Consider the following 13,695-nt stretch of genomic DNA (forward strand, 5'->3'; position numbering starts at 1 on the left):
TATTCACCCTGGCTGAATAAAATTGAGCGTCTGTGGCAATCCTTACATGAAACGGTGACACGAAATCATGGCTGTCAGTATATGTGGCAATTGCTTGAGAAAGTGAAAACGTTTTTAAATTCATGTCCCTACAGGAATAGCAGAGAATAAAAAGAGTGAGTGTATTATAATTATGAAAAGTTATTTAACACAATGAGCAATGTGGCTTTATAGGAGGTGAAAACTGTGCTTGTGCTAAAATTATGGAAAGTATACCTCACTGCCAAAAATGTATTTATCAATTTTAAATATTAAATAATTGTTTTTTATGAAGATTAATATCGTATTTTCAAATTTGTGATTAAAAGCAATAACCATGTATCATGTGTGTATGATAATTCATTGTCTTTTTTGTATTGTATTGTATTGAATTGATAGTAAAGATTTGAGTAAATATATTTCACAAATATTTATTTAAAATAACTATAAGATAGCTTTCATTGTTTTTTTACCAGAGATTATTATAAGTAAGTCTTCAGTTGGCGTTTAATAATAAGGTGGCTATTATGATTTTTTCTGATTATTTTAATTTAGATAATAATCAACTTTCTTTAGATTTTGTTGATATACCCCTGGACACAGATCTTTGCTTGTTTATAGATCCTACAGCAATTAGGGGGTTGAAATCAGAATGGGGACAAGATTTAATTGAATGCCTTCAGGACTATTTTTCAAAAATATTAGAAAAAATAAAAGAGGGGGACGATGAAACAGCCTTTTATCTTCTGTCTTCATTAAGAGAATCTAACTCTTTTCATTTGGGTTATTCAAAAGGAAAATCTGGTGGAAAAGCTTTAGGAGATAAATCAGCAGATGATATATTAATTTCTTTGAAATCTAGCAATGCGGCTAAAAGTGGTCTATTAAAAGATCTAGAAGATACAGCATTGACAATAGATGGTGTCGCTAGTGACAGGATTTCTGATTCTGTATGTAATATATTGAAATTATTTTTTATCGAGTATACCCAGCATATATCAAAATTCTATGGGATTAAATTAGAGGAAAGTGAGAAAATTAAAGTTTGGGATGATGAGAAAAATAAATGGATTAGTAAGAAATTCCTATTGCCTCGTGGCGTAGATGGTTCAGTAATTCTCATTCCTAAAATATTAGCTCGGTATGGAATTGCTTATTCACATAAGACTTTCTATAACCGATATATAATGCCATCTCTCAGAAATGAACATTTGAGTCTAAATTCAGCTCTTGTGGAAACCTTAAAATCAGGTAAAAGACGTGTGACCCGAAAAAGGTTATTGGATGAATATGGAGCTTCAAAGCCATTTATAGAGTCTCAGATAGCAAAATTTACATCATCATTGAACGAATATAGAGAGGAAATGACTTTAAATCCACCTCCACCGTTAAAACATAGAGATTTTCAAGAGATAAATAAAATTGAGCCATTTAAATTATCTGAACTGACAAAAGAACTTTTAAGTTATGTTAAAGGTGTTGATGGCAATAAATATTTTAGTTCATTAAAAAAAATACTTCCTTTTATTTTTTACCCTTCATTAATATATCCGATTGTGCTCGGTAGTAACAACGAAATTTTTAGGCTATCTTATTTAAATGAGTCTAGACAAGGTTTTTTCTTCGAGCTGTCTGTTTTTGGAATTGAAAGTGAAAGGGTGATATTTTATTTTTATAATGATATTTCTAATGATAATGTTATTGATACTATGATTAAGGATTTAGATATAAATAAAGTTCAGCTTGGCATTATTTTCTGTAGAGGAGCAGATGGTAAAGTAAATAAAAGGCTGAAGGATTTGTCTGTCTTGGAGAAAAATTACATCCTAATTATAGATGATAACGGTTTTGATAATTTAGTTGATGAATATTTAAAAGGTGGAGATCAATCATTCGAGTCTATCAGAAGTATATTTAGAGATATAACTAGTTGATTTTTAATTCTAAGTCAAATATTTGTTGAGGCGGTGATTCTGCTCGGATTATTACAATGGAATTTTTGATTACCGCCTCTCGAAAATAGCCTTTTTGGATTATCCTGTATCAAACTGTGGGGGAATGGATAGAGCATATGCTTCTGAACTAGAATCCTAAGCGACAAAGGCCTGTAGGGATGCTACTTCATACAATAAATAAAGTAATATCGTTTAGGTGAGAGTAGACTTATTTAGTCAGCAAAGTTGCTAAGAGTTTATGATGCATTTTTATGAGTGAAAAATGTTAATAATTTCCGTATGAAATATAATTATTTAACTAAAAAATGTTAATTTTAAATGGCCATTTTCAAGACTTGCGCATAGTGTAATTATGAGCAAGTCTTTATTCTTTTATCCTATTTTTTGGGAGATTACTGCAATCTCAATAGGTATATCCTAATCTCTAATACTGGCTGATGCTTTTTTATTACCATCAATAATTATTATAGCAGATGCTTTTTTATTGGTTTTAAGAAAGTTATTTCTAACTTGCATAACTTTTTCAAATTTCTTACCGAGTTTTCCAATATCAATTATTACATATATCCCTATGTTCGTATCATCAGCGCTTTTATATATTTCTAATTGTTTTTCGTAACCATGCACCAACGAAGGATTCGGTGAAAGTTTTACTTCAACAACTATTTTTTTCTTAAATCCTTTGGATATTTTGAAGTCTACCGGCCCATTCCCTGAATCACTTTCTGGTGAGAGATCAAGATCATTCGCTTTGCAATATGAATAAGCGACAGTGAAAAGAAGGCGCTGAGCTGCTTTCTCTTTACGAGGTTTACCATCTGCACTCCAAAGTTCTTTCCATATTCCTTTTTCTTCGATTAGATTCTTAAACTCATTTATAATAGTATTAACTAGCTTAATAAAATCTTCTTCAGTGATATTATCTTTTTTAAACTCGCTCAAGTCTAATGGGTGATCTTTTTGTATGGATTTAACTATATCTCGCCAGAAAAATTCTCCATTTTTGTCTAGCTTACTATCGTAGGGTAATTTGTCAATGTACCTAATTAACTCCAAAACTTCTTCAAATGCACTTTTACTTCTTAAAGCACTAGCCTTTGCTATATCTTTTTCAATTCTTGTCATTGATGTCCACAAACCACCAATTTTGCTGTTAAGCTTTTCTCTTAATTCATCATTATGTCTTGCAGCTCCTCCTATCTCACTCCAATCAGTTACAATTGGAAGAGCCCTGACTATATCACTTGGAACCAATATTAGTGGGCCATCGGTAACTGGGTTTATCAGTGCTTCAATTTCAGTTTTACTATTCTTTATCTTGAATTTTTTCGATGGTATTTTTAAATGTTGATTGACTCTGAATGTAAACTCTAAAAGGTCATGTAATATAATGTTAGTCGTCATGTCACTGATTCTATCAGGACCAATTCCTTCTTCAAATAAAGCTAACCCCATGAAGAAATCTTTATCTTCAACACCTAAATCTATGATTTGTTTAGCAACTTTTATTGTGGACTTTATTAACTTAACGCCCCATCCAGAACCATTTATAGAGCTGCTATAACCAAGGCATGTATAGCTCACCTCTGAGAAATTAAACTCTTTTAATGCAGCCTTCCAAGGTGGATCATTTTCCTGTTGTGAGGCATTTAAGAACTTCATTATTTTTTTAAATTTATCCTCGTAACTAATTACAGCTTTCTTATTAATTTCATAATGAATGCTATTATCAAGTAATAATGGGTCAATAAATAAAGAAGTGTCAGCATTTAGTAATACATCTACTACCCCAAGTTCGTCTAGAAGATCAGGATCAATACCGGATAAACTTGATAAGCTTACTAAGGAATTAATCTTTGCCATATCGCCCTCATTGGACACATTTAATTGCAAAGCATAATAATTAAAAATGCAATTAATTATTATATAATAATAGAGTCACCATTTAAACCTATTCTAACTCTGTGTGTTAGTGTAACATTTATCAGTTGTTAATGGATATTACAACGATATATCAATGTAAATAAGATTTCAAAATAGTGCTACATCTTATACCACTCATAATTATATGTATAACAATGGGTTGAAGAAGGCTATGTGTAGCATAATTACGAAACGTTATTTACTTGTGAGTCCAGTCATTAGAATTATTATAGTTATACGTAGATAGAAAGTGGTCAAATTGGTGGTCTGTTTTTATTTTAAATAATTTAAATACAATGAATTACAATTTTTTAGCGAGTCCAGCCTTCGCGTCCACAAACTTCCGTAACTACCTGAAAAAAAATTACTTAGTTTTTGAGTCTATAATTGTCCATTTGTATCCGTTGACATCCATGATATTTGGGGGGCAGTTCTTTTCGATAATGAGTTGACCCCCAAATTATGCCTTTAACAGACATGGAAGCTCGTGTGGCAAAGCCCTGTGAAAAAGAATACAAACTTTACTGATGTACAAGGTTTGTATCTGCTCATTAAACCCAGTGGCTCAAAACGCTGGTATCTGAAATATCGGTTTGCGGGTAAAGAAAACCGGATTGCTTTAGGGGCATATCCTCAAGTAACACTAGGGAAAGCTAGAGAGCAACGCGATAGTATTAAGATAATTATCCGCAATGGCATCAGTCACAGTAAAAAAAGAGAAGTAGAAAAACAAGAAGCGATTGCCGAAACCTTAACGTTTGAAAAAGTGGCTAGAGATTGGCACAGTAGTAATAAGCAGTGGTCGATTGGAACTCGCTTCCAGACAACAACAAAGGATTACTGCTATTATGCGCTACAAAATGGCTTGATCGCTCGTAACCCTGCTCAAGATCTCAAAGGTGCGTTGGCGACACGTAAATCAACTCATCGTCCTGCTCTTCCTCTTGAAAGATTACCCGATTTTCTGACTCGTCTTGAGCACTATAAAGGACGCTACTTAACTATTTTAGCTGTCCGACTGACTCTATATATATTTATTCGTTCCAGTGAACTCCGCTTTGCACGTTGGAGAGAAGTTGATCTGGATAAAGCACTGTGGACAATTCCAGCAGAAAGAGAGCCTATTGATGGTGTTAAACATTCTCATAGAGGTTCGAAGATGCGAACGGTACATCTTGTACCTTTATCTCACCAAGCTCTTGAATTACTGAAACAGATAAAAAAATTATCTGGAGATAATGAGTTAATCTTTCCGGGCGATCATAATCCAAATAAGCCAATGAGTGAGAACACAATAAATGCTGCTTTAAGGACGATAGGTTATGACACTAAAACGGAAGTTTGTGGACATGGTTTTAGAGCGATGGCTTGTAGTGCTTTGGTTGAATCAGGATTATGGTCAAAAGATGCAGTTGAGCGACAGATGAGAGCAACTCTCTCTTCATCCTTCTGAAATACTCAAGTTCGGTGTTATTGTCGGTGTAAATGCAGCGACAACATACAGTTAACACGTTGAATCGCATGATTAAGACAAAGTTGTTAAGTGCGGCTGAGTGAGATAAGCTTGAAAAACTCTTTAGCGTTGGACGTCTTACGTCTAGTCGGGTGATTAGCCAGACTCTAACTTATTGAACGCATTAAGGGTTGCGAAAGTGTCGCAACCTGAACTCGTTCCCTCGTTCCTCCTTCAGGTTGCGACACTTTCGCTTCCTCCAGTAAAGAGCCGAGCCTGGCAGAACCCACTCGCCGGGCTTTTTACAGGTAAAGTTATGTCGGTTATTAGTGGATTAGCTACGTTATTACACCAGAGTGAATCGGATGTAAGGTTGTTTCTGGAAAATGCTCCGAGAAAGTACAAAGTTTACAGAATTCCCAAGCGTACCACTGGGTTCAGGATAATCGCGCAACCAGCCAAGGGGCTGAAAGAGTTTCAGCGTGCATTTATGCAACTTTATCTCTTCCCTGTGCATGAATCATCTATAGCATACAGGAAAGGAAAGAGCATACGTGATAATGCTTCCGCGCACGCGAACAACCAGTACCTTTTAAAAACTGATCTTGAAGATTTTTTTAATTCAATCACCCCAGCGATTTTTTGGCGGTGCATTGAAATGTCTTCAGAACAGGCCCCTCGATTCTCAACCCAAGATAAGCCCTATGTTGAGCGCATTCTTTTCTGGCAACCTGTAAAGCGTAGCAAGAACAGGTTGATGTTGAGTGTAGGCGCACCGTCATCGCCAGCAATATCAAACTTCTGTCTTTATGAATTTGATCGTCAGATGAACGAGGGATGCCAAAATTTGGGTATAACGTACACGCGTTATGCCGATGATTTGACATTTTCATGCAACACACAAGATTTATTGAAAACGGTTCCGGCAATTATTGAAGCGTTGTTAAATAAATTATTTAAAAATGCGTTGAGGATGAACCACGGTAAAACAGTTTTTTCTTCAAAGGCTCATAACCGTCATGTGACGGGTATCACGCTCAACAACGAAGGGAAACTCTCTTTAGGGCGTGAGAGGAAAAGATTTATTAAGCACCTGATTAATCAGTATAAGTATGGATTACTAGATGACGAAGATAAGGCTTACCTGATCGGATTATTGGCATTTGCGAGTCATATTGAGCCTGAGTTCATTACCCGAATGAACGAAAAGTATTCTAATGAATTAATTGAACGTATTAGGAGACAGAGATGACCAAACAACTAGAACGAAAAGCAAAAGGTGGGAGTTTACTGTCAGCATTCGAAATTTATCAGCGCAACGTAAGCAGCGATCTCCCCGAGGATAATAAAAATACAGACGAATGGTTTGAGCTTTGCTGGAAGTATCTTCAAAATGGTTACACCGATGAATCAGATAGATTTCATCCTGATAACGCATTATATCTTCGCAGCTTGTCATTAAGAGATTTTCGTCGATTTTCACATCTGGAAGTGAACTTCGAAGAAGACCTCACGATTATCATAGGAAACAATGGCAAGGGAAAAACCAGCATTCTTTCTGCTATTGCCAAAACGTTAAGTTGGTTTAGTGCAAATATTCTCAAAGAAGATGGCAGTGGCCAGAGGTTGAGTGAACTGACTGATATCAAGAATGATTCTGAGAATAAATATGCCGATGTCAGTAGTAATTTTTACTTTGGAAGGGGCCTTAAAAGTTTATCACTTAGGCTATCCAGATCAGCCTCTGGCACTGCGGAGCGAAGGGATAGCATTATCAAGCCTGCTAAAGAGCTATCTGATGTATGGCGTGTGATTAATGAGAATAAGACGATAAATTTACCTGCATTCGCGTTTTACTCTGTAGAGAGGTCGCACCCCTTTAATAAATCTCAAAAAGACAGTGGGGAAAGAAGGGAAGAGCGGTTTGATGCGTATAATCATGCTCTCACAGGCGCAGGCCGTTTCGACCATTTTATCGAATGGTTTGTCTATCTGCATAAAAGAACGGTTTCAGAGGTTTCATCGTCTATTGAAATGCTGGAACAACAAGTGCGTGATCTACAGAAGTCCGTTGATAATGGGATGGTTTCGGTAAAACCGCTGCTTGAGGATATGAAGGATAAACTTGTCGCGACGATATCAAAGCATAATGCATCCATAGAAAATCAGATGCTGCCAGAATCAGCTCAAAGGAAAATTGTCGAGCAAGCGATTACCACTGTAGTTCCCAGTATCAGTCGGATTTGGGTTGAAACGGCAACCGGCGTTGATGTTATAAAGGTCACTAATGACAGCCAGGATGTGACAATTGAGCAACTTTCAGACGGGCAACGTGTGTTTTTAGGGTTAGTTGCTGACCTTGCGCGGCGCATGGTGATGCTCAACCCTCTTTTGAGAAATCCGCTTGAAGGACGGGGCATTGTATTAATTGATGAAATTGAACTCCATCTTCATCCAAAGTGGCAGCAAGATGTAATAACAAACTTGCGTAACGTGTTCCCGAACATCCAATTTATCATTACCACGCATAGTCCTATCGTGCTCTCGACTACTGAAAAGCGATGCATTCGTGAATTTGCAGAGAATAATGATGATAGTAGTGTGCAATTCTTACAGCCCCCGCTGATGCAAACTAAAGGCAGTGAAAATGCTGAAATTCTTGAACAAGTGATGAAAGTCTTTTCAACGCCGCCAAATATTAAAGAGTCTCATTGGGTGAGTGACTTCGAAAGATCACTGGTTGACAAGGGTGAGGAGCTCAGTGAGCAATCTCATGATCTATACGAAAAAATCAAAGGGCATTTTGGTCCAAGCAGCCCGGAATTAAAGAAAGCTGACAGTCTCATCCGTATTCACAAAATGAAGAACAGAATCAATAAGATAAAATCGGAGAAGGGCAAACAAGGATGAAAGAATTAACTCGTCCGGAAATGCCGGAAATTTTGCAACATTACATTGCGGGCCAAGATGCTTGGATGGATGTAGATCAAGGGGCGATTTGGCCTCGATTGGAGGAAATGCAAGGTGGATTTTGTGCATACTGTGAGTGTCGGTTGATTCGTAAGCATATCGAACATTTCAGACCCCGGGGTAAATTTCCAGCCCAAGCTTTTGATTGGCGTAACCTGTTTGGTTCCTGTGGCGACAACTCAAAATCAGGTGGTTGGAAACGGTGTGGGATATACAAAGATAATGGTGCAGGGTCGTATAATGCGAATGATCTTATCAAACCTGATGAAGATAACCCTGACCACTTTTTGCGATTCCTGACCTCAGGCAGGGTCGTTCCCGTTGACGGACTCACCGGTTCAGAACTGAAAAAGGCTGAAGAAACCATTCGTGTTTTTAATTTGAACGGTGACTCAAGATTGGTCGGTAGCAGAAAGACAGCATTGAAAAATGTCATATTAGAAGTTGAGGCGCTTTATGAAGCATATGATGAACTCAGCGAGGATGATTGGACCAAAATGCTCGATATGGAATTAGAGAATATCGAAGGAGAAGAGTTCAGTACTGCTTTGAAACATGCTTGGCAATACCACAAAAAATATGTATGAAAATGGGTATACCCGTTACAGATTATTGACAAAATGCTGATTTTTTATCCGGCACTTTGTTTTAATTAAGTTCCGTTCATCAAACAGAGCTTGCCGCCATGTTAAGAACATCGCCTCCCCAAACTTTCCCACTAGAAACGCTCTCGCTTGACGAGCTGATTTAAATTGTATTTTTTGTCAATGGCGAGGATTTAAAATCCTCGCAAATAATTACATTAAGATATTTTAGACGGTATGATATTAAATTCTTTCAACTCTTTTTTTAGGAACGGATGACAAATTTTTGCTTTTTTTCTCAGCTCTAAATTTAGTTTCTCATCATAACTTCTATCAGCAGGGATGAATCGCAGGCTATTTTTATAAGCTTCCAATACATCAACTGGGCATACTAATTTTATATCACCGAATGCGTACAAAGTTACTCCATCAATCAGGAAGAAGCCATTTTTCTCTAGGGCCCTTACGTTCCATTGTTTATTATTAAAAACTTCTAATGGGTAATTGTCTTTATTAATGAGATATGAATGTTCGTTATAATCACTAATGCCGGAAATTTTCATGGTTGCATTTACAATGAAAACGGGAATGGAGGTTATTATCCATGACAATGAAAATAAAGAAAAAATAACTGCATATCCTGTTATGTATACATTTTTTACAATTCCTTCGGATTTATCGCGACTTAGATAAACGGAGCCAGGTATAAGAGAAAAAATAACAGTGATTAGAGATGTTGCTACAACGTATAACATCAGCACATTATCGCTTACTTCTCCTTTATTAGGTATTTTATTTATAATAAGAGATAATGGATATAAGTAGAAGAGGGTCATAAGAAAAATGGAAGCAGGTATAATAATGTGAAATAAACATGAAAGTTTAATTCTTGTGCGTTTGTTTTTATATTGCAGTACGTCTGAAATTAGGTTTCTATTAATTAAATAAGAAACTAGCATGCTGGAACTCAAAACAAAGAACACTGAAATTATAATAATAGTTGCTTCCATGTATTCAAATTTATCGGCCAGCCATGCTGAGAAAAGGAAAATACCAACCGCAAGTAAAGATATGATAAATGCAATTGTAACGAAATTTCCTCTTATTTTTTTATAGTTATGAAATTGATTACTTTCTTTCTTAATAATAGAGATGAGTAAAATTGATGGTATAAACATAAAAATCGAAGTAAGTACTATGCTGAATAAAAAAGTTGATGCAATGACGATGAAAAGATCTTTAAATGTTACGGAGCTAATAAATATATCTAATCGGCCTAACCGGTTAAGATAAAACCAAATAACAAACAACGCAATGAACCCCATGAACCCCATGAACTCCATGATGGCTGTAGGTCTAATAACTCGTTTGACTAAATCTATTACTTCATTACCTATGTCGTTGTTGTCCATCTTGCATATCCTTCTAGTTAAATAAATAGTAAGTTTTATGGTGGTCACTCAGCTACCACATGGTTATAGTTGAGAGAAATAGATGTGTAAAATATGATTAGACTCTCAATTTTCCTACGGCACGAGTAACACCGAAGAAAGTTTATTACTTCCATATATTTTCCAAATCTACATCTTTACTATCCGGTTGCTTTGAGCTTTCTAAGACGTCAACTTGCAACACTATTGGCAGGTTAAACGATGTACCAGTTGCGACACAGCAACCTTTAGCCAAGTTAGGGATCATGCTCTTTGACATATTATCAAGTGTGCTAATTGTATTATCAATCAGAAGGAGGTCACGATCGTTGACCAGTCGATGAATAAAGAAATTATGTATCTGTGATACAATTGTTGGTGAAATATCTGCTGGCCGCTGACTGGATAAAGTCAAAAATACTCCGAATTTACGACCTTCCTTAATGATTTCCTCAAACATCTCAAGGCGATAATCTTTCCAGCTTTCACTTTCGCGACTTGATTGCTGAGAAAGGATGTTATGGGCCTCATCAATAATTAGATGAATTGTTGTGTCTGGAGGGTTAGCAACTTTATCTTTATGAGGATGATAGTAATGTTTGGCAACTAGAAGTGGCAGGGTTTTCTTGATTTCCGGATTGCATTTTCTCAGGGAAATTACCGTTACTGGTTTCGTAATTATTTGATTCTCAGTAATAGTAATAACCTTACGTAAAGCGTTTAATGATGATTCGGTGCGTTTCAATAAAGGTTGTATGAACTCATATTGAACATAACCATATATTAAATCACATATTAACTGAATATTGCACCGAATTTTAAATTCTTCAAAAGCATCAATCTCAGGTAATGTTATACTATTAATCACTGAACTGAAAACAGATTGGTAGCCGTTACCTTCAGCATTAAAATAGTAATTCTTAGACTCATTATTAGTCTTAGTAGTATTTATATAAAAGCAATTATGTTTTGTATGCCATGCCACTTTCTTAAGTCGATGATATAAATCATTAAGTCCCATTAGCTCGGTGACTTCTCTAATTAAGTCAAGTGAATCGGGTTTGGGCTGAGCACAAGTAAATATAAGTTCATAAGTTTTCTTAATGTAGTTCAGTAAATTATCAGGATTATTAGAAAAACGTTCCCGACCAGTGATAATACGATTGATGAATGGTTTTTGTGTGTTTTGTGTAGCTTGAAAGAGTATGCTGAGAGTTTCTGTATCCCAGAACTCACTGGCGGAAAGTGGAAATTTATCTTCCTCTGTGCGGGTATTTAACCTATAGACACATTTAAATTCATTACTGACCAACTGATTTGAAGTGTACTCGCCATTAAAATCAATGACAACAAATTGACTTTTTTCTTTAATTTTTTGGATTTTTTGATCAAAAAGCGTTGTATATAACTTTGTTAATGTGTTGGACTTCCCACTGCCTGTATTGCCAAAAATCCCCATGTGAGCATTAAATAGGTTATACCAAGGTAATGATATAGGGAGGTCTTCTTTCATAAGTTTACCAATAATAAATTCTCCATGATTATCTTTTCCATAGATAACCTCAAGCTTTTCCTCTTCTAAAAGATAGGCCTGATCTTTAATTAATGGAAGGTATTTAACACCTTCATTAAAATTACCTTTTTCAAAATAGCCGATTGGTCTTAATTCCACTTTCCTGACATAATATTTTTTCTCATTTTCTTCTATATACCTATGTTCATCTAAAAATTCTCCTTCTACGAGGCAGATGATATCCCTGAATCCTCTTTTTATCTTGATGTATTCTTTAATGGAAATTCCTTTATATTTCTTTCCATCATAAAATAATGTGTCTTTATTTGATTCTTCATAGACCTTAAGCGTAATTTTGATCCCATGAATAGCAATAACTTCACCAACTAAAATAGACATTTATTACCTCTTTTTTATTTATGTGAAGACATGGAAAATATATCCGAGTTAAAAATAGAGAAGTCCATGGTTTTATCTATTTTGACAAACTTTACATTTTTATATTCTTTGAACCAAGGGTAAATAGCCTGATAACTTTGTTCGTCATAGCAACAGATAAACATGGTAAGGGTTCTGTTTCCTAGAGATCTTTTTATTAAATTTCTGATATGTTCATCTGCAAATGAGAAGCCGAACACAACCAAAATAGAGTTTTTCTTCTCTAAAATGTAGCTCATATAGCGAAGCATTTGATAATAATGCTCTTCAAAGACTGTCTCGTGAAATTTCCATTTTGTTGGGTTTACAATGGGAAGGGCGCTATATTTTTCCCAAAATTCAGAAGATAATTTATGGAAATTATCAGCAAATTTGATATCTTCGAAATCTGTACGCTTGGAATTTGGGCATTCAATAACTGATTTAAAATGTTCCAACTCAGGAGTAGCAATGTCAATGAATCGATTTTGATTGTTACCATGATATTTAACTTGAATTGATTCGCCATTTTTTATCCAATATACAGAGCCATGCAAATGGATAATATTCAATTGTGGTATTTTATACTCACTATTGTCAAAGACTCCTTTTTGGACCTCGATTGAATCAAAATGTCTGGCTTCTAAAAATTTCGTCTTAAAACCTTTTGCGCCATCATTCAAATTAAGTGATATTTTCTCCTCCCTGAGTAGCTCTTCATAAGCATCTACAACACAAGAGTCATAGTTAGTCGTAAATATATTAATAATTTTACCATGTTCTTTGCGTACTTGAAGGAGGTCATAAAGTGTGCATATGAGTTTCTTATAATTATCTATTACTTGGGTTTTACTTTCATTGATTAAAGAGTCGCATTTTTTTTCATCTTCCCAGTTAAAGGTCATAACGGGTTTAATACATTGTTTATAGTAATGCATAAACAATAAGGTTTTTAACTCTTTTTTTTCCATCTCATCAAAATATTGTCCCAATGTTTCAATTGTTTCCCATTGATTTTTGTTGATTTTCATTGCAGTAGCTAAAGTTGGAAAAATTCCGGATGATGCACCAGAACCAATCAGAAAACTGATTTCTTGTTCATATATGTCTTCTATCTCAATGCTATCTACTAACTCAGCCATTTAAACGCCTCGTGACTTAATATATTAAGATTTATAGTGTTATCAACGTAATAATTTCGTTCGGGATTTTGCTGTTAAACGTAATCTATCGTGGATGATTTTTTTGAGCAATCTTTGATAAATCAGCAAAATCTGAACAAGGCTCGTCATCAATGTGAACACCCGGACCTAACATAATATCTTGTAATTCAAAAAAATTTGAATGATTCTGAGCTCATCTTCACCTAATAATTCTACATGTTCATGCAAAAATTCACGGTCGTTTAGCAGATCCAAATTGGCAATCCAAG

At 35.3% G+C, this 13,695-nt stretch carries 8 protein-coding genes and 2 pseudogenes; 6 read left to right on the forward strand and 4 right to left on the reverse strand.

Going from position 1 to position 13,695, the window contains the following annotated elements; translation table 11 throughout:
• Positions 1-150: pseudogene (locus AACQ38_RS18580) on the forward strand (IS630 family transposase); the annotation flags it as partial.
• 395 nt (positions 151-545) lie between these two features.
• Complete coding sequence (locus AACQ38_RS18585) at positions 546-1,952, forward strand: hypothetical protein (protein ID WP_165578786.1); 1,407 nt, start codon at positions 546-548, stop codon at positions 1,950-1,952.
• A 438-nt stretch (positions 1,953-2,390) separates the two neighbouring features.
• Here the strand turns inward: AACQ38_RS18585 and AACQ38_RS18590 are convergent, their stop codons facing one another.
• Entirely contained in the window at positions 2,391-3,836 is a 1,446-nt protein-coding gene (locus AACQ38_RS18590; protein ID WP_165578787.1) for a hypothetical protein, read from the reverse strand.
• Positions 3,837-4,358: 522 nt separating this feature from the next.
• On the opposite strand from AACQ38_RS18590, the pseudogene AACQ38_RS18595 reads away from it, so the two are divergent.
• The 4 genes and pseudogenes from AACQ38_RS18595 to ptuB form a co-directional block, all read left to right on the forward strand.
• Positions 4,359-5,322, forward strand: a pseudogene (locus AACQ38_RS18595) (tyrosine-type recombinase/integrase); the annotation flags it as partial.
• Between the two features lie 226 nt (positions 5,323-5,548).
• Positions 5,549-6,601, forward strand: a complete 1,053-nt coding sequence (locus AACQ38_RS18600) for a retron St85 family RNA-directed DNA polymerase (protein ID WP_339367070.1) — start codon at positions 5,549-5,551, stop codon at positions 6,599-6,601.
• A complete protein-coding gene (gene ptuA / locus AACQ38_RS18605) occupies positions 6,598-8,259 on the forward strand; it encodes a retron Ec78 anti-phage system effector ATPase PtuA (protein WP_165578788.1) in 1,662 nt (553 codons plus the stop codon). Before AACQ38_RS18600 ends, ptuA begins: the two co-directional genes overlap by 4 nt.
• On the forward strand, positions 8,256-8,906 hold the full coding sequence (gene ptuB / locus AACQ38_RS18610) for a retron Ec78 anti-phage system effector HNH endonuclease PtuB (RefSeq protein ID WP_065824840.1): 651 nt from the start codon (positions 8,256-8,258) through the stop codon (positions 8,904-8,906). The genes ptuA and ptuB overlap by 4 nt, the downstream gene beginning before the upstream one ends.
• A gap of 215 nt (positions 8,907-9,121) precedes the next feature.
• Here ptuB and AACQ38_RS18615 read toward each other — a convergent pair whose 3' ends face one another.
• From AACQ38_RS18615 to AACQ38_RS18625, 3 genes are all read right to left on the reverse strand, one after another.
• Complete coding sequence (locus AACQ38_RS18615) at positions 9,122-10,315, reverse strand: hypothetical protein (RefSeq protein WP_165578789.1); 1,194 nt, start codon at positions 10,313-10,315, stop codon at positions 9,122-9,124.
• A 145-nt stretch (positions 10,316-10,460) separates the two neighbouring features.
• Positions 10,461-12,245 (reverse strand): ATP-binding protein, encoded by a 1,785-nt coding sequence (locus AACQ38_RS18620; protein ID WP_165578790.1) that lies wholly within the window; start codon positions 12,243-12,245, stop codon positions 10,461-10,463.
• A gap of 14 nt (positions 12,246-12,259) precedes the next feature.
• Positions 12,260-13,405: an SIR2 family protein gene (locus AACQ38_RS18625; protein ID WP_165578791.1), complete on the reverse strand. Its 1,146-nt coding sequence runs from the start codon at positions 13,403-13,405 to the stop codon at positions 12,260-12,262.
• Positions 13,406-13,695 lie beyond the last annotated feature (290 nt).

Source organism: Photorhabdus sp. RW14-46 (assembly GCF_963887965.1).
GTDB classification, from domain to species: Bacteria; Pseudomonadota; Gammaproteobacteria; order Enterobacterales; family Enterobacteriaceae; genus Photorhabdus; species Photorhabdus laumondii.

Coding starts and splice junctions, on each gene's coding strand:
- AACQ38_RS18585 (WP_165578786.1), top strand. CDS start 546: ATGATTTTTTCTGATTATTTTAATTTAGATAATAATCAACTTTCTTTA.
- AACQ38_RS18590 (WP_165578787.1), bottom strand. CDS start 3,836: ATGGCAAAGATTAATTCCTTAGTAAGCTTATCAAGTTTATCCGGTATT.
- ptuA (WP_165578788.1), top strand. CDS start 6,598: ATGACCAAACAACTAGAACGAAAAGCAAAAGGTGGGAGTTTACTGTCA.
- ptuB (WP_065824840.1), top strand. CDS start 8,256: ATGAAAGAATTAACTCGTCCGGAAATGCCGGAAATTTTGCAACATTAC.
- AACQ38_RS18615 (WP_165578789.1), bottom strand. CDS start 10,315: ATGGACAACAACGACATAGGTAATGAAGTAATAGATTTAGTCAAACGA.
- AACQ38_RS18620 (WP_165578790.1), bottom strand. CDS start 12,245: ATGTCTATTTTAGTTGGTGAAGTTATTGCTATTCATGGGATCAAAATT.
- AACQ38_RS18625 (WP_165578791.1), bottom strand. CDS start 13,405: ATGGCTGAGTTAGTAGATAGCATTGAGATAGAAGACATATATGAACAA.